The sequence below is a fragment of the Streptomyces sp. NPDC052773 genome (genome assembly GCF_044547145.1).
GTDB lineage: Bacteria > Actinomycetota > Actinomycetes > Streptomycetales > Streptomycetaceae > Streptomyces.
In genome coordinates this window covers 105,001-123,041 of record NZ_JBITZX010000020.1, presented here as the reverse complement: position 1 = coordinate 123,041, position 18,041 = coordinate 105,001, and the positions used below count along the sequence as shown (strand labels likewise).

The 18,041-nt window shown below is 71.3% G+C and carries 15 protein-coding genes; 9 read left to right on the top strand and 6 right to left on the bottom strand.

The annotated features are described in order from the left end of the window. Positions 1-215: 215 nt before the first annotated feature. Both ACIG0D_RS32480 and ybaK read left to right on the top strand, forming a co-directional pair. Complete coding sequence (locus ACIG0D_RS32480) at positions 216-956, top strand: LON peptidase substrate-binding domain-containing protein (RefSeq protein WP_399808201.1); 741 nt, start codon at positions 216-218, stop codon at positions 954-956. Positions 957-969: 13 nt separating this feature from the next. Continuing rightward, complete coding sequence (gene ybaK / locus ACIG0D_RS32475) at positions 970-1,473, top strand: Cys-tRNA(Pro) deacylase (protein ID WP_399808200.1); 504 nt, start codon at positions 970-972, stop codon at positions 1,471-1,473. A 117-nt stretch (positions 1,474-1,590) separates the two neighbouring features. On the opposite strand, the gene ACIG0D_RS32470 is transcribed toward ybaK, so the two are convergent. The 4 genes from ACIG0D_RS32470 to ACIG0D_RS32455 all read right to left on the bottom strand — a co-directional run bounded on the left by ACIG0D_RS32470 (position 1,591) and on the right by ACIG0D_RS32455 (position 5,812). Next, positions 1,591-2,262, bottom strand: coding sequence for an AAA family ATPase (locus ACIG0D_RS32470; protein WP_399808198.1), 672 nt, complete (start codon positions 2,260-2,262; stop codon positions 1,591-1,593). A gap of 34 nt (positions 2,263-2,296) precedes the next feature. After that, positions 2,297-3,118, bottom strand: coding sequence for an ABC transporter permease (locus ACIG0D_RS32465; RefSeq protein WP_365758743.1), 822 nt, complete (start codon positions 3,116-3,118; stop codon positions 2,297-2,299). A 76-nt stretch (positions 3,119-3,194) separates the two neighbouring features. Further along, positions 3,195-4,169: an ABC transporter ATP-binding protein gene (locus ACIG0D_RS32460; RefSeq protein WP_365758802.1), complete on the bottom strand. Its 975-nt coding sequence runs from the start codon at positions 4,167-4,169 to the stop codon at positions 3,195-3,197. 425 nt (positions 4,170-4,594) lie between these two features. Beyond that, complete coding sequence (locus ACIG0D_RS32455; RefSeq protein ID WP_399808195.1) at positions 4,595-5,812, bottom strand: NYN domain-containing protein; 1,218 nt, start codon at positions 5,810-5,812, stop codon at positions 4,595-4,597. Positions 5,813-6,056: 244 nt separating this feature from the next. On the opposite strand from ACIG0D_RS32455, the gene ACIG0D_RS32450 reads away from it, so the two are divergent. Next, a complete protein-coding gene (locus ACIG0D_RS32450) occupies positions 6,057-6,221 on the top strand; it encodes a hypothetical protein (protein WP_399808193.1) in 165 nt (54 codons plus the stop codon). A 94-nt stretch (positions 6,222-6,315) separates the two neighbouring features. Here the strand turns inward: ACIG0D_RS32450 and dnaE are convergent, their stop codons facing one another. Continuing rightward, the gene (gene dnaE / locus ACIG0D_RS32445) at positions 6,316-9,855 is read right to left on the bottom strand and encodes a DNA polymerase III subunit alpha (protein ID WP_399808190.1); all 3,540 of its coding nucleotides are present in this window, start codon (positions 9,853-9,855) and stop codon (positions 6,316-6,318) included. 193 nt (positions 9,856-10,048) lie between these two features. Here dnaE and ACIG0D_RS32440 point away from each other — a divergent pair, with 193 nt between their 5' ends. From ACIG0D_RS32440 to ACIG0D_RS32420, 5 genes are all read left to right on the top strand, one after another. Continuing rightward, positions 10,049-11,398: a DUF2252 domain-containing protein gene (locus ACIG0D_RS32440; protein WP_399808188.1), complete on the top strand. Its 1,350-nt coding sequence runs from the start codon at positions 10,049-10,051 to the stop codon at positions 11,396-11,398. A gap of 85 nt (positions 11,399-11,483) precedes the next feature. Continuing rightward, positions 11,484-12,197 carry a hypothetical protein gene (locus tag ACIG0D_RS32435; RefSeq protein WP_399808185.1) on the top strand — a complete coding sequence of 238 codons (714 nt, stop codon included), beginning with the start codon at positions 11,484-11,486 and terminating at the stop codon, positions 12,195-12,197. An 84-nt stretch (positions 12,198-12,281) separates the two neighbouring features. Beyond that, on the top strand, positions 12,282-13,082 hold the full coding sequence (locus ACIG0D_RS32430; protein ID WP_399808182.1) for a DsbA family protein: 801 nt from the start codon (positions 12,282-12,284) through the stop codon (positions 13,080-13,082). A 138-nt stretch (positions 13,083-13,220) separates the two neighbouring features. Then, complete coding sequence (locus ACIG0D_RS32425; protein ID WP_399808180.1) at positions 13,221-14,879, top strand: alkaline phosphatase D family protein; 1,659 nt, start codon at positions 13,221-13,223, stop codon at positions 14,877-14,879. Positions 14,880-15,210: 331 nt separating this feature from the next. Beyond that, positions 15,211-16,227: a zinc metalloprotease gene (locus tag ACIG0D_RS32420; protein WP_399808178.1), complete on the top strand. Its 1,017-nt coding sequence runs from the start codon at positions 15,211-15,213 to the stop codon at positions 16,225-16,227. 5 nt (positions 16,228-16,232) lie between these two features. Here ACIG0D_RS32420 and ACIG0D_RS32415 read toward each other — a convergent pair whose 3' ends face one another. Next, positions 16,233-16,805, bottom strand: a complete 573-nt coding sequence (locus tag ACIG0D_RS32415) for a dienelactone hydrolase family protein (RefSeq protein ID WP_399808176.1) — start codon at positions 16,803-16,805, stop codon at positions 16,233-16,235. A gap of 107 nt (positions 16,806-16,912) precedes the next feature. On the opposite strand from ACIG0D_RS32415, the gene ACIG0D_RS32410 reads away from it, so the two are divergent. Beyond that, positions 16,913-18,040 (top strand): mechanosensitive ion channel family protein, encoded by a 1,128-nt coding sequence (locus ACIG0D_RS32410; RefSeq protein WP_399808173.1) that lies wholly within the window; start codon positions 16,913-16,915, stop codon positions 18,038-18,040. The last annotated feature ends 1 nt before the right edge of the window (position 18,041 follow it).

Below are 18,041 nucleotides of genomic sequence, written 5' to 3'. Positions count from 1 at the left end.
CCTCCGTGTGGTGCAGTCCTAGACAGCTCCACCACACCGGAGGTCTTCGCCATGATCAAGACCTGCGAGTGTCAACAACGCTCGTGATCAATACAACTAGCGAACGGCCCGGTCGCTTCTCGCGGGCCCGGGACGCGTTCGGTCCGGCCCGGGAGGCGTTCGGTCCGTGGGCGGGGCGGACACGCCGGTGCCGGCGACCATTAGGCTCTGGGGTCGTGACCACCGTCCGGCTGCCGCTCTTCCCCCTGAACTCGGTGTTGTTCCCGGGACTCGTCCTCCCGCTGAACGTCTTCGAGGAGCGCTACCGCGCCATGATGCGCGCGCTGCTGAAGACCCCCGAGGACGAACCGCGACGTTTCGCCGTCGTGGCGATCCGCGACGGCCACGAGGTCGCTCCGAGCGCGCCCGGGATGCCCGACCCGACGTCGCTGCCGGAGCGGGGGCCCGCCGCCGGGTTCGGTCCGGACCCCGTGAAGGCCTTCCACGGCGTGGGCTGCGTGGCCGACGCCGCCACCATCCGGGAGCGGACCGACGGCACGTTCGAGGTGCTGGCGACCGGGACGACCCGGGTGCGGCTGCTGTCGGTGGACGCGTCGGGGCCGTTCCTCACCGCCGAGCTGGAGACGCTGCCCGAGGAGCCCGGCGACGAGGCGGGGGCGCTGGCCGAGGGGGTGCTGCGGGCGTTCCGGCAGTACCAGAAGCGCCTCGCGGGCGCGCGGGAGCGGTCGCTGGCGACCGGCGCGGATCTGCCGGACGAGCCGTCGGTGGTGTCGTACCTGGTCGCGGCGGCGATGATGCTGGACGTCCCGACCAAGCAGCGGCTGCTCCAGGCCCCGGACGCCGCGTCCCGGCTGCGCGACGAGCTGAAACTCCTTCGCACCGAGACGGCGATCATCCGTACGCTGCCGTCGCTGCCCGCGGCGGAGCTGACCCGCGGGCCGACGAGTCTGAACTGAAGACCGGGATCCGATGGCCAAGAAATCGAAGAAGCAGCAGCAGTCGGGCGGCACGCCCGCGACGGTCGCGCTGACGGCGGCGGGCGTCGCGTACACGGTCCACGCCTACGACCACGACCCCTCCCACCCGTCCTACGGCGAGGAGGCGGCCGAGGCGATGGGTGTCTCCCCCGACCGGGTGTTCAAGACCCTGGTCGCGGACGTGGACGGCAACCTCACCGTGGCGGTCGTCCCGGTGGCGGGCCAGCTCGATCTGAAGGCCCTGGCGGCGGCGGTCGGCGGCAAACGCGCGACGATGGCCGACCCCGCCCTGGCCGAACGCACCACGGGCTACGTCCGCGGCGGCATCTCCCCCCTCGGCCAGCGCAAGAAACTGCCCACGGTCCTCGACGCCTCCGCCTCCGCCCACACGACCATCTGCGTCTCGGCGGGCCGCCGGGGACTCGAGGTCGAACTCTCACCCCAGGACCTGGCCACTCTGACCAAGGCGACGGTGGCCCCGATCGGCCGCGCGTAGCACCTGCGGGGCACACCGCGCGTCGCGCGCCGCAGCTCGGCGTCGGGCTGGAGTGCCGGTCCTCGCTCAGTGCCGGTCCTCGCTCAGTGCCGGTCCTCGCTCAGTGCGGGTTCTCGCTCAGTGCAGGGCCGGCTCCTGGGGGTACGGGTGGGGTTCCGGGTCGCGGGGGCCGAAGAGGGCCGTCAGGCCAAGGTGTACGAGGAGTGCGCCTATGGACCAGGTGAGCAGCGCGCCCTTCGCGGCCAGCTTCAGGGGGGCGGAGAACGCCACACCGCGGCCCACCTCCTTGGCGTGGGCGAGCACGTCCTGGGCCGGTCCGAGCCAGACGCCCACGCGCCAGGCGAGCAGGGATCCGAGGAGGCCGCCGAGACCGAGGGCCACCACAACGGGCACACCCCCGCGCCGGCGCAGCAGGAACACCACCGCGCCGGTGAGCACACCGAACGCCAGGGCGAGGAGGGTGAACGTTCCGTCGACGCCGGCCGCCTGCTCTCCCTCGGTGTCACGGACGTAGACGACCCAGCGGCCGTCCACGACGTCCCCGACCAGCGGCACCCGGGGCGCCAGCCAGTTCCACGCCACTCCGAGCAGCACCCCGCCGAGCGCCAGCGCCACCGTGATCACGGCGGCCTCCCGCACTTCGGTCTTCATCCCGGGGCCGTCCTGCCCCTGCCCGCCGTGGGCTCCGTACGCGGCACCTTTGTACGTCCCGCCGTCGGCCGACGGCGGCCACTGCTGGTGCGCGGACTGTTCATGCGGCGGCGGAGGCGGAGTCAACGGTGCTGTCACCCTGACATCGTGCCAGGCCCGCGCACCGCGCGCGTCACCGGACGGCGGCCCGCCGGTACGCCCACGTCGCGACGGCCAGCGAGATCCCCCCGACCCCGGCGCACACCGCGAGGTCACCGGCGACGACGGCCCAGTCGGGGTGCGCGGAGAAGGTGTGCGCGTACGCCTCCACGCCGTACGTCGACGGCAGCAGGTCCCGTACGAGACGGATGATCTCCGGCATCCGGTCCGGCGGCAGCACGCCCAGCAGCAGCGCCGCCGACATGCCGAGCTGCCCCAGCAGCGTGGCCAGCTCCGGCCGCGGCGCGAGCAGCCCGCACGCGGCCCCGAGCCCGGCGAGCGCCGCGCCGGCGAGCGGGATGACCGCGAACAGGATCCACAGATGGGTGAGCGGCAGGCCGAACAGCAGGCACCCGAAGGCGGCGGTGACGAAGGTGCCCGGGACGGTGAACGAGGCGTACGCGCCCGCCGCCCCCAGCACCACCGCCGCGGGCGGCACCGGCAGGGTGGCGTAGTGGTCGAGCCCGCCGGTGGCCCGCAGCTGCCCGAAGTACTGCGCGAGCAGGTTCAGCGCGACGAACGCGACGACCACGACCGACGAGCCGGCCACGACGTACCGCGCCTCGCCGCCGCCGTCCACCACCCCGCGCATCATGATCATGATGCCGACGGACTGGAAGGTCGCCACGAACAGCAGCGGGATCCGCGCCACCCGTGCCCGCGACAGCTGCGCCCGGTACACGGCGCACAGCGCCGGCCACAGCCGGGCGGCCGGGGCCAGCTCGGCGGCCGGACGGCGCGCCTCGTCGCCGGCCAGGGCACTCCCCGGCAGAACCTCTGCGGGTACGACACTCACGCGACGCTGCTCCTCTTCACTGCGGCGTTCCCTCCGGCGGTGGCCCTGTTCCGTACGGATGCGGCGGCCCGGCTGCTCATGCCTTCACCAGCCCCTGCCGCGCGGCCCCGCCGAGCGCCATGTACACGTCCTCCAGGCTCGGCGTGGTGAGCGTGAAGTCGTCCAGCGCGGCGAAGGCGGCCCCGCCGGTGACGGTGGAGACGACCGCGCGGGCCTCCTCGGGGGCGAGCCGCAACGTCCAGCGGCGCCCGGACTCCTCGGCCCGGTCCCGCAGCGCGGCGACCTCCGGAACCTCCAGCGGCGCCCGCTCCCGCCACACCAGGTCGACCCGCACCTCGCCGGCCACCTGCTCCTTGAGCCCGGCGGGCGTGTCGCAGGCGATCACCCGGCCCTGGTCGAGCACGGCGACCCGGTCGAGGACGGTCTCCGCCTCGATGACGTTGTGGGTGACCAGCACGACCGTGGTGCCCCGCTCGGCCCGGCGCCGGTCGACGGCGGACCACACCGCGCGCCGCGCCACCGGGTCCATCGCGGCGGTCGGCTCGTCCAGCACCAGCAGCGGGCGCTCGCCGACGAGCGCGGCGGCGAAGCAGGCCAGCCGGCGCTGCCCGCCGGACAGCTTGCGCAGCGGCCGGGAGGCGATCGGGGCGAGCCCCAGTTCGTCGAGTACGGCGTCCCGCTCGGCCCGCGCCCGCCGGGCGTCCAGGCCGCGCAGCCGCCCGGTGGTCTCGGCGGCCAGCGAGACGGTCAGCTCGTCGAGGGCGGTGGACTCCTGGCCGAGGTAGGCGAGGATGCGGGAGGCGCGCTCGGGGTGGCGCACGATGTCGTGGCCGAGGATCTCCACACTGCCGCTGTCGGGCCGCATCAGCCCGGTGAGCTGGCGGACGAGGGTGGACTTGCCGGCCCCGTTCGGCCCGAGCAGCCCGAAGATCTCACCGCGCCGCACCTCGAGCCGTACGTCGTCGGTGGCCCGCACCGCGGGCGTCCCCGGCACACCGCGCCGCCCACGGGTCGCGGGATACGTCTTGGTCAGCCCGCGCACCGCGCACACGACCTCACCCGTGTCCCCCATGGCCTGTACCGCGCGCGTACTCACAAGGGACGAGCCTACGGGGTCCCGGACCGCCCCCCGCGCCCGGGGCGCCCTCCACGCCCCGAATCGACCGGTATCGATCACATGGAGCCACCCGACCCGAGGCGTTCCGCGCCCCACGCGACAGAGACGCCCACGCGGGGCCGGGCAGGACCTCCGCGGCTGCCGAGCGGGGCATCCACCGGTGCCGAGCGGGGCATCCGCGCCGGGCCGGCAGCATGCCCGCGCCGACGCGGGGCCGGGCCGGAGCGGGATCCACGCTGGGGCGCCCCACGTCCCGAATCCACCGGTATCGGTCGCACTGAACCGCCCGGCACAGGCCGTTCCGCGGCCCGCCCGGCAGGAGCGACCGCGGGGCCTGGCAGGGAAGCCCGCGTGCGGCCCTACTCCCCCACAGGCGTGCGCTCCGCCCCCGTGCGGGCGTCCACCTCGCGCCAGAAGCCCGCTCGGATGGCGTAGCGGTCGTGTTCGTCGATCTGGTCGTCCTTGTGGGCCAGCAGGCCGAACCGGGCGGCGTAGCGGAGCAGCTCGCCGTCGATGCGGTGCGGGATCCGGGGGTACATCGCGGACAGCCGCTGGAGATGGCCCTGGTCCCCCAGCCGGGAGATCCACCGTCGCGCGAAGACCTGACCGACCTCGTAGGGGTCGCCGCCGACCGTGGTGATGTCCTCCTCGCGGTCGGCCCACCGCTGCTCGGCGGTGGTCAGCTGGGCGAGGGTGGGCATGGCCAGGGCCTCGGGCGGCTCGGAGGCGACCCCGGGGCGGTCGACCCACCCTTTGTCGGAGGACCAGCGCAGCGTCGCGGTGGTGGGTTGCTGCGCGGCGGGCTGGGTGCCGTGGGCGCGTAGGGCGGCCAGGTCCTTGGGGGTCGGGACGCCCTTCGACGCGGGCACCCGGTCCGCTGTGCCGTTCTGCGCGGCGGCCGGGGCGGGATGCGGGGCCGGCTCGGCGGGCCGCTCCGCCGCGCCGAGCGCGGACTCGGGCAGCGGCGCGGACAGGATAGCGGCGATCTCGGGGCGCGGCGCGGGCGGCGGCGCGCACACCCCGCCCGTCTCCTTCGCGCGGACGGCCTTGGTGATCCACGCCCGGTCCAGCACCCGCCGCTCGTCGGCCTCGGCGACCAGGTCCTCGGACTGGTTGTAGTCGCCGTCGGCGGCCTGTACGGCCCACAGGTGGACGGCGACCCCGTGTTCCTTGGCGGCCATCATGCCCGGCAGCAGATCGCCGTCCCCGGTCACCAGCACGATGTCGGAGCAGGCCCGGTTGCGGGCCAGCTCGGTCAGTTCGGCGTGCATCGCGGCGTCCACGCCCTTCTGTGCCCAGCGGCCGTCGCTGCGGGTGAGCGCGCCCAGCCGGACGGTGACGCGGGGCATCACGCGCAGCCGGCGGTGCTCGGGCTGCGGGACGCGGTCGGGGGCGCCGTCGAACCAGTAGATGCGCAGCAGCGGCTGCTGTGTGTCCGACTCGGCGCGCTCCCTGAGCCCTTGGATGAGGGCGGTGTGGTCGACGGTGATCCGGGACCGCGAGGGCTCTCCGGCGAGGAGGCTCGCCGCGGCCCCCAGCAGATACCCGGCGTCCACCAGGACGATGCAGCGGTCCACGCGACTCACCCTCTTCCCGGGAGGTTTGCTTCGGGCTTCCTTCGAGTCTGCCCGACCGGGCGAGGGTTAACGGCCCGAACTCGATCTTCGGCGTGGCGTTTGTGGGAATCGGCCGGTGGTCGCGCCCCGCGCGTGCTCCGACAAGCCGTGTCACGGACGGTAATTGTCCGACATGCGCGGCGTGTCGGCCTGTGTGAATCTGGTCCCGGCCCTGGCCCCTAGATCCCCCACAGGAGGCAGAACCATGGCCAAGAACAAGAACCGTGACCGTAAGCAGCCGCAGTCCGAGCGTGCGCCGCAGCGGGCCGAGCAGTCCGTGTTGGAGTCGCCGGCCGAGCAGCCCTCCCCGCAGGTGACCCCCGGCGACCTGGCCCGCAAGGGCCGGCAGAAGCGCTTCGGCCACAACTGACGTCCGCTTGACGGGCCGTTGATGCCCGGGCACGCGAACAAGGGGCGCATCCCGCGGGGGGTGCGCCCCTTGCGCTGTGCGGTGCCGTGGACCGCTAACCCGCCAGGCAGGACGGGCCGAGCAGCACCTTCAGGTCGCCGAAGAGGGCCGGATCGGGCTTCACCCGGTGCCGGTCGAGGCGCAGCACGGTTGTCTTGGTCGGCCCCTGGAGCTTGATCCGCACCTCGCTGTCGCCCTTGTGGTGGCTGAGGACTTCGCCGAGGCGGCTGACGAGCGGCGGGGTGACCTTGACCGCCGGGATGGTGAGGACGACCGGCGCGTTGGTGCCCGCGTTGGACAGGTCCGGGACCATGAGCTCCATCGCGACCAGCCGCGGCACGTCCTCCCGCTTGTCGAGGCGGCCCTTGACGAACACCACGGCGTCCTCGACGAGTTGGGTGGAGACCAGCTGGTAGGTCGCCGGGAAGAACATGCACTCGATGGAGCCGGCCAGGTCCTCGACGGTGGCGATCGCCCAGGCGTTGCCCTGCTTGGTCATCTTGCGCTGGAGGCCCGAGATGATGCCGCCGATGGTGACGACCGCGCCGTCGCCGAAATCGCCTCCGGTGAGCTGGGCGATGCCCGCGTCGGCCTTGTCGGACAGCACGTGCTCCAGACCGAAGAGCGGATGGTCCGAGACGTACAGGCCGAGCATCTCGCGCTCCTGGGCGAGCAGGTACGTCTTGTCCCACTCCTCGGTGGAGAACTCCACGTCGAGTCCGAAGCCGGGCTCGTCGCTGCTCTCGTCGCCCATGCCGCCGAAGAGGTCGAACTGGCCCTCGGCCTCCTTGCGCTTGACCGCGACCACGTTGTCGATCATCGGCTCGTACTGCGCCATCAGGCCCTTGCGGGTGTGTCCGAGGGAGTCGAAGGCGCCGGCCTTGATCAGCGATTCGGTGGTGCGCTTGTTGCAGACGACCGCGTCGACCTTGTCGAGGTAGTCCGGGAAGGAGGTGTACTTCCCCTTGGCCTTGCGGCACTTGATGATCGACTCGACGACGTTGGTGCCGACGTTGCGCACCGCGGACAGGCCGAAGAGGATCACGTCGTCGCCCTGGGCGGCGAAGTTGGACTCCGACTCGTTGACGTTCGGCGGGAGCACCCGGATGCCCATGCGGCGGCACTCGTTGAGGTAGACGGCCGACTTGTCCTTGTCGTCCTTCACCGAGGTCAGCAGCGCCGCCATGTACTCGGCGGGGTGGTTCGCCTTGAGGTAGGCGGTCCAGTACGAGACCAGGCCGTACGCGGCGGAGTGGGCCTTGTTGAACGCGTATCCGGCGAAGGGGACCAGCACGTCCCAGAGCGCCTGGATGGCCTCGTCGCTGTAGCCGTTCTTGCGGGCGCCGGCCTGGAAGATGACGAAGTTCTTCTCCAGTTCCTCCGGCTTCTTCTTGCCCATCACGCGGCGGAGGATGTCGGCCTCGCCGAGCGAGTAGCCGGCGATGATCTGGGCGGCCTTCTGCACCTGCTCCTGGTAGACGATCAGGCCGTAGGTGACGTCCAGGACCTCCTTGAGCGGCGCCTCCAGCTCGGGGTGGATCGGGGTGATCTCCTGCTGGCCGTTCTTGCGCAGCGCGTAGTTGATGTGCGAGTTCATGCCCATCGGGCCCGGCCGGTAGAGGGCCGAGACGGCGGAGATGTCCTCGAAGTTGTCGGGCTTCATCATGCGCAGCAGGGAGCGCATGGGGCCGCCGTCGAACTGGAAGACGCCGAGGGTGTCGCCGCGCTGGAGCAGTTCGAAGGTCGTGGGGTCGTCGAGCGGGAGGCTCAGGAGATCGATGTCGATCCCCTTGTTGGCCTTCACCATCTTGACGGCGTCGTCCATGATCGTGAGGTTGCGCAGGCCCAGGAAGTCCATCTTCAGCAGGCCGAGCGACTCACAGCTCGGGTAGTCCCACTGGGTGATGGTCACGCCGTCGGTGTGCCTCACCCAGACGGGGACGTGCTCGGTGATGGTCTCGCTGGACATGATCACGCCGGCCGCGTGGACGCCCATCTGCCGGACCAGGCCCTCCACGCCGCGCGCGGTGTCGATGACCTTCTTCACGTCCGGCTCGTTCTCGTACATCGCCCGGACCTCGCCCGCCTCCGAGTAGCGGGGGTGGCTGGGGTCGGTGATGCCGGAGAGCGGGATGCCCTTGCCGAGGACGTCCGGCGGCATGGCCTTGGTGATGCGGTCGCCCATCGCGTACGGGTAGCCGAGCACGCGCGCGGAGTCCTTGATCGCGTTCTTGGCCTTGATGGTGCCGTAGGTGCCGATCATGGCGACCTTGTCGGCGCCGTACTTCTCCGTCACGTACCTGATCACCTCGACGCGCCGGCGCTCGTCGAAGTCGATGTCGACATCGGGCATCGAGATGCGCTCGGGGTTGAGGAACCGCTCGAAGATCAGGCCGTGCGGGATCGGGTCGAGGTCGGTGATGCCGAGGGCGTAGGCGACGATCGAACCGGCCGCGGAGCCCCGGCCGGGGCCGACGGCGATGCCCTGCTTCTTCGCCCACATGATGAAGTCGGCGACGACGAGGAAGTAGCCCGGGAAGCCCATCGAGATGATCGTGTCCATCTCGTACTCGACCTGCTTCATGCGGTCGTCCGGGATGCCGTCCGGGAAGCGGCGGTGCATGCCGCGCATGGTCTCCTCGCGGAACCAGCTGACCTCGGTGTAGCCCTCGGGGATGTCGAACTTGGGCATGAGGTCGCGCTTCTCGAACATGCCGGTGGTGTCGACCATCTCGGCGATCAGCGCGGTGTTCGCGCAGCCCTGCTGCCAGGCGTCCGAGGAGTCGATGGCGTACATCTCCTCGGTCGACTTCAGGTAGTAGCCCGTGCCGTCGAACTTGAAGCGGTCCGGGTCGGAGAGGTTCTTGCCGGTCTGGATGCACAGCAGGGCGTCGTGGGCGCCGGCCTCGTGCGCGTACGTGTAGTGCGAGTCGTTGGTGACCAGCGGGGGGATGCCGAGCTTCTTGGCGATGTCCAGCAGGCCGTCGCGGACCCGGCGCTCGATCTCGATGCCGTGGTCCATCAGCTCCAGGAAGTAGCGGTCCTTGCCGAAGATGTCCTGGTAGTCGGCGGCGGCCTTCAGGGCCTCGTCGAAGTGGCCGAGGCGCAGCCGGGTCTGCACCTCGCCGGAGGGGCAGCCGGTGGAGGCGACGATGCCCTCGGACCACTTGGCGATGGTCTCCTTGTCCATCCGGGGCCACTTCTGCAGCCAGCCCTCGGCGTACGCGTCCGAGGAGAGCCGGAAGAGGTTGTGCAGACCGGTCTTGTTCACCGCCCACATCGTCTTGTGGGTGTAACCACCGGAGCCGGAGACGTCGTCGCGCTTCTGGTGCGGCTGGCCCCAGAGGATCTTGCGCTTGTTGCGCCGGGACTCGGGGGCGACATACGCCTCGATCCCGATGATCGGAGTGATTCCGGCTTTCTTCGCGGAGTGGAAGAAGTCGTACGCGCCGTGCAGGTTGCCGTGGTCGGACATGGCGATGTGCGTCATGCCCATCTCATTGCAGGCGTTGAACATGTCCTTCAGCCGCGCGGCACCGTCCAGCAGCGAGTACTGGGTGTGGACGTGCAGGTGCGTGAACGGCGGCTTTGACACGGTGCGGCCTCCAAGGAGAACACTCGGCGACGGGTGGGCGGACAGTTCCGGGGTCAGCGTCGAAGTCTATGCCTCGGGACTGACACTCCGCGGGCACTCATGCGTACCGTCGGACGTTGCAAGGTGGCGGACACCCTGTCCGGCACCCCGTCCGCACAGGTCACGCACCATCCGCACCAGGAGGCACCCAGCGATGTCGTTCCCGCAGCTCAGCGACGAGCACCGCGGCGAGGAGATCCTCACCGTCTTCGACACCGCGTTCGGCGAGCTCCTGGCCGCCGACCCGGCCGCGTTCCGGGTGAAGTTCCGGAAGATGGCCGCCTCGGCGTTCGCCTTCTACCGGGGCACGGCGTGCCTCTTCTACCACGACCTGGACTCCGAGAACGCCGGGCGGGGTGGCGGGAGGATACACAGCGGGCCGTACCTGGACGAGCGGACCTCCCGGGTGTGGATCCACGGTGATCTGCACGCCGAGAACTTCGGCACGTACATGGACTCCACCGGCCGGCTGATCTTCAACGTCAACGACTTCGACGAGGCCTACGTCGGCCCCTTCACCTGGGACCTCAAGCGCTTCTCCGCCTCGATCGCGCTGATCGGGTACGCGAAGGCGCTCAGCGACGACCAGATCACCGAGCTGGTGCGGATCTACGCGGGCGCGTACCGCGAGCGGATCCACGCGCTGGCCACCGGCGCCAAGAGCGACGAGGTGCCGCCGTTCACCCTGGACACCGCCGAGGGCCCACTGCTGGACGCGCTGCGCGACGCCCGGGCGCTGACCCGGTTCGGGCTGCTGGACTCGATGACCGAGATCCGCGACTTCGAACGCCGCTTCGCCCCCGGCGGCGGCTCCATCGAGCTGGACGCGGCGACGCGGTACAAGGTGCTGGCCGCGTTCGACGGCTATCTGGAGACGCTCCCGGACTCCTCCCTGGCCCGTCCCGACTCCTACCGCGTGAAGGACGTCGTGGGCCGCCGCGGCATCGGCATCGGCTCGGCGGGCCTGCCGTCGTACAACATCCTGCTGGAGGGCCACAGCGACGCCCTGGAGAACGACGTCGTGATCTACATCAAGCAGGCCCAGACCCCGGCCGTCTCCCGGCACATCACCGACCCGGCGATCCGGGAGTACTTCCACCACGAGGGCCACCGCACGGTGATCTCCCAGCGCGCCCTCCAGGCGCACGCCGACCCGTGGCTGGGCTGGACCGAGCTGGACGGCGCGGGCCAGCTGGTCGCCGAGGTCTCGCCGTACGCGGTCGACCTGGACTGGGGCGACATCGACGACCCCGAGGAGATCGCGGCCGTCGTCGCCGACCTGGGCCGGGCCACCGCGTCGATGCACTCGGCCGCCGACGACCAGTCCGGGGAGTCCCTGGTGCCGTTCTCCACCGAGCGCGCCATCGACGCGGCCCTCGCGGCCGACGAGGAGGGCTTCGCGCCGCTGCTGGTGGACTTCGCGCACACGTACGGGGCACGCGCGCGTGCCGACCACCAGATCTTCCTCGACCTGTTCCGCAACGGCCGGATCCCCGGCCTGTAGTCCCAGCCGTTCCGGTCCGCCGGCGCTCCCTCACAGGAACCCTTTAGGGGTCTCTTACCGGAGCCCATGACACACTCTCCACGCGATGGACATATCAGGGACCCAGCTCAGAGCCGTACGCGCGGCGCTGTTCACGGCGATCGTCGTGACGCTCAGCACCGCGTCGCACGTGCTGCTGTCGCGGGTCCCGCTGCCTTTCGGCACGGTGGCGGCGATCGCCGTCGCCGTGTTCGTGATCGCCTACGCGCTCGCCGGCCGTGAGCGCGGCTTCGGCCGGATCGCCGCGCTGCTGATCCCGCTGGAGCTGGCCGCCGACACCGTCTTCACCACCGGCCAGCACGCCTGCTACGGCCGCGCGGGCGGCCCGGTCGCCGGTCCGCTGCGCTCGGTCGGCCTGGACGTGCTGTGCGGCGGCGGGGAGGTGGGCTCCCCGCTGGCCCGGATGGCGGGGACGACCGGCACCGACCGGATCGCCGCACTGCTCGCCGACGCCCACCCGGAGACCGCCTGGCTGCTGCTCGGCGCGCATGTCGGCGTGGGGCTGCTGGCGGCGGCCTGGCTGCGCCGCGGCGAGCGGGCGCTGGCCCAGCTGCTGGACGCCATGACCGCGACCACCTTCCGCCCGCTGCTGCTGGCGGTCGCCGCGGTGGTGACCCGGCCCGTCCGGACGGGCCGCCGGCTGCCGCGCCCGGCGCCGCGCACCGCGCCCGCGCCGGCCGCCCGCGATCTGCTGCTGGCGCACTCCCTGGGACGACGAGGACCGCCCTGTTCGCCCGCGGTCGCACTCGCTCACGCCTGAGCGAAGCGACACCGCCTCCGAACAAGATCAGTCCTTTGTCCGTATGCGCGCACACCGGTGCGCGATCCCAGGGAGAACACGAAGATGAGCAAGCGCAACAGCCAGGCGGCGAAGACGGCGGCCCGGGAGCGGCTGCGCCAGGAGCGCGAGCGGCAGGCCAGGCGGGAGAAGACCAGGCGGCAGCTGATCGTCGCCGGTTCCATGGTCGCGGTCCTCGCGATAGCCGGCGGCATCGGCTACGCCGTCGTCCAGGGCAGCAAGCCCTCCGGCTGGGAGGCCGCCGCCGAGGCGAAGGTCGTCGCCCCGGCCAACACCTCCGGCAAGGACGGCACGACCGTCCTCATCGGCGACTCCAAGACCGACAACGTCGTGCACCTCTACGAGGACCCGCGCTGCCCGGCCTGCGCCTCCTTCGAGCAGACCATCGGCGAGACGGTCAACAAGGGCATGGAGGACGGCGACTACAAGCTCTCCTTCACCCTCGGCACCTTCCTCGACGGCAACCTCGGCGGCGAGGGCTCCAAGAACGCGCTGAGCGCGCTCGGCGCCGCGCTGGACGTCAGCCCCGAGGCGTTCCTCGACTACAAGGCCGCGCTGTACTCGGCGAAGTACCACCCCTCCGAGCAGACCGACGAGTTCGCCGAGGACGACTACCTCATCAAGGTGGCGAACACGGTGGACGCCCTGAAGAACAACAAGAAGTTCCAGGACGCGGTCGAGAAGGGCACCTACGACGCCTGGGCTATGCGGATGAGCGAGTCCTTCGACAAGACGAAGGACGTCAAGTCGACCCCGACCATCAAGATCAACGACAAGGTCGTCACCAACCCGAGCACCGTCGCCGAGTGGGAGAAGGCGCTGAAGGACGCGGGCGTCACCAAGTAAGCGGGACGGGAACCGGACCGTTCCCGGGCGGAACGGCACGGCTCCCGAGCGGAACGGCGGGCGAACTCCACGTGGTTCGCCCGCCGTTCACGTCCGTCCGCTTACCAAGCCCCTTACCGATCAGTAATCTGATCGGCCGTGACCAGTCGTTTCAGATCCCACACCAGCCCCAACTCGCCCGCCCCGAGCCGCCGTACGGTCGTCAAGGCCGCCGCGGCCGGGGCCGTTCTCGCGGCCCCGCTGGCCGCCGCCGCCCCGGCGCGCGCCGCCGAGGCCCCTGCCTTCCTGCACGGCGTCGCCTCCGGTGACCCGCTCCCCGACGGCATATTGCTGTGGACCCGGGTGACGCCCACCCCGGAGGCCGTCCCCGGCTCCGGGCTCGGCCCCGACGTCGAGGTGGAGTGGACCGTCGCCCTGGACAAGGCGTTCATGAACGTCGTCGCCAAGGGCTCGGTCACCGCGACCGCCGCCTCCGACCACACCGTCAAGGCCGACGTCCGCGGTCTCGCGCCCGCCACCGACTACTGGTTCCGGTTCTCGGCCGCCGGCACCGACTCCCCCGCCGCCCGCACCCGCACCGCCCCGGCCGCCGGCGCCGCGGTGGCGAACCTCCGCTTCGGCGTCGTCTCGTGCGCCAACTGGGAGGCCGGGCACTTCGCGGCGTACCGCCATCTCGCGGCCCGCGGCGACCTGGACGCCTGGCTGCACCTCGGCGACTACATCTACGAGTACGGCACCGGCCAGTACGGCACGCGCGGCACCGTCGTCCGGCCGCACGCCCCGGCGCACGAGATCCTGACCCTCGCCGACTACCGGATTCGGCACGGCCGTTACAAGACCGACCCGGACCTCCAGGCGCTGCACGCCGCCGCCCCGGTCGTCGCCATCTGGGACGACCACGAGATCGCCAACGACACCTGGTCGGGCGGCGCCGAGAACCACACCGAGGGCGCGGAGGGCGCCTGGGCCGCGCGGCAGTCCGCCGCCAAGCAGGCGTACTTCGAGTGGATGCCGGTCCGCCCGGCGATCGCCGGCACGACCTACCGGCGGCTGCGCTTCGGCAAGCTGGCCGATCTGTCCCTGCTGGACCTGCGCTCCTTCCGCTCGCAGCAGGTGTCCTTCGGCGACGGCGAGGTCGACGACCCGGAGCGCACGCTGACCGGCCGGGCCCAGCTGGACTGGCTGAAGGCGGGGCTGGCCGCCTCCGACACCACCTGGCGGCTGGTCGGCAACCCGGTGATGATGGCGCCGTTCGCCATCGGCTCGCTCTCCGCTGACCTGCTGAAGCCGCTGGCGAAGCTGCTGGGGCTGCCGCAGGAGGGCCTCGCGATCAACCCCGACCAGTGGGACGGCTACACCGACGACCGCCGGGAGCTGCTGGCGCATCTGCGGGCGAACGCCATCCGCAACACGGTGTTCCTCACCGGCGACATCCACATGGCGTGGGCCAACGACGTCCCGGTGAACGCCGGGACGTATCCGCTGTCCGCCTCGGCCGCCACGGAGTTCGTGGTCACCTCGGTCACCTCCGACAACCTCGACGACCTGGTCAAGGTCCCGGAGGGCACCGTCTCCGCGGTGGCCGCGCCGGTCATCCGCGCCGCCAACCGCCATGTCCACTGGGTCGACACCGACCGGCACGGCTACGGCGTGCTGGACCTCACCGCCGAGCGGGCGCAGATGGACTACTACGTCCTGTCCGACCGCACCAAGGCGGACGCGGCCTCGTCGTGGGCGCGCTCCTACCGGACCCGCAGTGGCACCCAGAAGGTCGAGCGCACCTACGACCCGGTGTGACAACCCCGCGTGAGGGGCGATTTCCAGCCAACCGCAGCAGCGCGATGAGCTGTTAAGGCGAGATCACGACGCCCTTGCCCTCACTACGGCGGGTGGTGCGAGCCATGGCCGAATCCGGACACACCACCCGCCCGGTCACGGCGTTCGTTACGGCCGGATCTCAGACCCCGAAACGAGCCGACCGGTTCACCTCCCCAATCCTCCCTGTTTGCCGGGAATTTGATTGGGCCTGATCACTTCTCTTCCCGTTTGAGCATGTCCACGTAATCTCCGGGCGGCGGCCAGGAAGACCCCTGTGCCCCATTCCCCACCGCATCCGCTAGGAGCCAGCATGCGTGCGCTTGCCCGGATATCTCCCTCGACGCGCAGACGTGTTCTCGCCACCGCTGTCGTGGCCGGAACTCTGATGCTCACCCCCCTGTCGGCGCCCACGGGCGCCGCGGCGGCCTCCACCACCACCGCCGCCGAGTGCGTCGAGGGCACCCACGCGGATGCCCACACGGACACCCACGCGGACGCCCACGCCCGCGAGGCCCGCCCCGGGGCCGGCGAGCACGCCGCCGAGCCCAACGAGGTGAGCGCCGCCAAGGCCCAGGCGATGGACGCCGACCTGCGCCGCAAGCTCGACAAGCTGCCGAACAACGGCCGCAGCCTGTCGGCGACCGCCACGACGACCATCCCGGTCTACTTCCACGTCATCCACGACGGCGCCGCCGGCCAGCTCAGCTCCGCCGACATCACCGCCCAGATGAACGTGCTGAACGCCGCCTTCGGCGGCCAGGGCACCGGCAACACCGACTCCGGCTTCCAGTTCACGCTGGCCGGCACCGACTACACCGACAACCCCGCCTGGTACAACGTCTCCTCCGGCTCGGCGGAGGAGAAGGCCATGAAGTCCGCCCTGCGCAAGGGCGGCGCGAACGCGCTGAACATCTACACCGCCAACCTCGGCGGCGGCCTGCTCGGCTGGGCCACCTTCCCCAGCTCCTACAGCTCCAGCCCGTCCATGGACGGCGTGGTCCTGCTGGACGCCTCGCTGCCGGGCGGCTCGGCGGCGAACTACAACGAGGGCGACACCGCGACCCACGAGGTCGGCCACTGGCTGGGGCTCTACCACACGTTCCAGGGCGGCTGTAACGGCAACGGCGACTACGTCGAGGACACCCCGGCCGAGAAGAGCCCGGCCTACGAGTGCCCCGAGGGCCGGGACACCTGCACCCGCAAGGCGGGGGCAGACCCGATCCACAACTTCATGGACTACACGTACGACGCCTGCATGTACCAGTTCACCTCCGGCCAGGTGACCCGCATGCAGCAGAACTGGGTCGCCTACCGCGCCAACGGCTGAACCGGCTAGTCCAGCGAGTCCAGGAAGCCGAGCGCCACCCGCCAGGTGGCCTCGGCGGCCTCCTCGTCGTAGTCCGGCAGGTCGGGGTCGGTGTACAGATGACCGGCCCCGGCATACCGGTACACCTCCACGTCCGCGCCCGCGCGGCCCATCTGGAGATACCAGGAGCTGAGCCAGTCGTCCGTCTCGAACGGGTCCGGCTCGGCCACGTGCAGCTGCACCGGCAGACCGTCCACCGAGACGTTCGGCGCGAGGTCGGAGGTGCCGTGCAGAAGCAGCAGGCCCTTCGCCTTCTCGTCGCCCAGCGCGAGGGTCTGCGCGATCGAGGCGCCGAGCGAGAAGCCGGCGTAGACCAGCCCTCTCTCCGAGTACGGTGCGGCGGCGAGCACCGCCCGTTTCAGCAGCTCGTCCTTGCCGATCTCGTCCTGGGCCGCCATGCCCTCCTCGACCGTGTCGAACGTGCGCCCCTCGAAGAGGTCCGGCGTCCACACCTCGTGCCCGGCCGCGCGCAGCCGGTCCGCCGCGGCGCGCACCGCGGTCCTGAGGCCATAGGTCGAGTGAAAGAGCATGATGTTCATGAGCCCATGGTGCCAGCCGGGTGTGACATCGCAGGTGCCGGGCACTACCCGCAACGTCGGACGAATCACAGGTTCATCCCGGCCATGGGCCGGTTACGTTCCTGGGCATGGAGAACATACTCCGACCGCTGATCGTGGTCGGTGGCTCCGTGCTGCTCACTCTGCTGATCGGCTGGGCCACCGACCTGCTGTTGCGCAGGGCCGACGCACGGCAGGGCGACACCCCGCTGTGGGGCCTGCTGCGCCGCGGCCGCATCCCCTACCAGCTCGTGCTGTGCACGGCGCTGCTCAGAGCGTCGTACGTCGAGGCGCAGGTGTTCCCCGACCACCGGGTCGGCGTCGGCCGCACGCTCACGGTCGTGCTCATCGGCTCGACCGCCTGGCTCGTGATCCGGATCGCCGCGGCGGTCGTCGAGACCTCCTACTCCCGCTATGCCCACTCCCGGGCCCAGCGCGACCCCGCGCGGGTCCGCCGGGTGCGCACCCAGGTGACGCTGATCATGCGGGTGGTCGCGGCGGCCGTCGGGGTGGTGGCGGCGGCGGCGATGCTGCTGACGTTCCCCCCCTTCCGCGCGGCGGGCGCCTCGCTGCTGGCGTCGGCGGGGATCCTCGGCATCGTCGCCGGTGTCGCGGCGCAGTCCACGCTCAGCAACATGTTCGCCGGGTTCCAGATCGCGTTCGGCGACATGGTGCGCATCGGGGACACGGTCGTGGTGGACGGCCAGTGGGGCACCGTCGAGGAGATCACCCTGACCTATCTGACGGTGCGGACCTGGGACGAGCGCCGGGTCACGATGCCGGTGTCGTACTTCACCTCCAAGCCGTTCGAGAACTGGTCGCGCGGCACCCCGGAGATGACCGGTGTCGTCTTCTGGCACCTGGACCACTCCGCGCCGGTGGAGGCGATACGCGAGAAGCTCCAGGACATCCTGCGCGAATGCCCGGCCTGGGACGGGCGCGCCTACGACCTGTCGGTCACCGACACCACGCCCAACACCATGGAGGTACGGGCACTGATGACCGCGAAGGACGCCGACGACGTCTGGACGGTCCGGGTCACGGTCCGCGAGCGGATGATCGACTGGCTGGTCCGCGAGCACCCGTACGCCCTGCCCCGGGTCAACACGGCGGACGCGTATCCGCCGCCGGGCCGGCTGCCGGGCGCCCGCACCTCCCCCGACGGGGCACCGAACCGCCGCGCGGTGGAGACACCCCGCGCGGACCGGAGCGGCTGAG

Excerpts from the sequence above, each read along its gene's own strand:
- ACIG0D_RS32450 (WP_399808193.1), top strand. The coding sequence starts at position 6,057 with ATGGCCAAGAACAAGAACCGTGACCGTAAGCAGCCGCAGTCCGAGCGT.
- ACIG0D_RS32420 (WP_399808178.1), top strand. The coding sequence starts at position 15,211 with ATGCGTGCGCTTGCCCGGATATCTCCCTCGACGCGCAGACGTGTTCTC.
- ACIG0D_RS32415 (WP_399808176.1), bottom strand. The coding sequence starts at position 16,805 with ATGAACATCATGCTCTTTCACTCGACCTATGGCCTCAGGACCGCGGTG.
- ACIG0D_RS32430 (WP_399808182.1), top strand. The coding sequence starts at position 12,282 with ATGAGCAAGCGCAACAGCCAGGCGGCGAAGACGGCGGCCCGGGAGCGG.
- ACIG0D_RS32410 (WP_399808173.1), top strand. The coding sequence starts at position 16,913 with ATGGAGAACATACTCCGACCGCTGATCGTGGTCGGTGGCTCCGTGCTG.
- ybaK (WP_399808200.1), top strand. The coding sequence starts at position 970 with ATGGCCAAGAAATCGAAGAAGCAGCAGCAGTCGGGCGGCACGCCCGCG.
- ACIG0D_RS32440 (WP_399808188.1), top strand. The coding sequence starts at position 10,049 with ATGTCGTTCCCGCAGCTCAGCGACGAGCACCGCGGCGAGGAGATCCTC.
- ACIG0D_RS32435 (WP_399808185.1), top strand. The coding sequence starts at position 11,484 with ATGGACATATCAGGGACCCAGCTCAGAGCCGTACGCGCGGCGCTGTTC.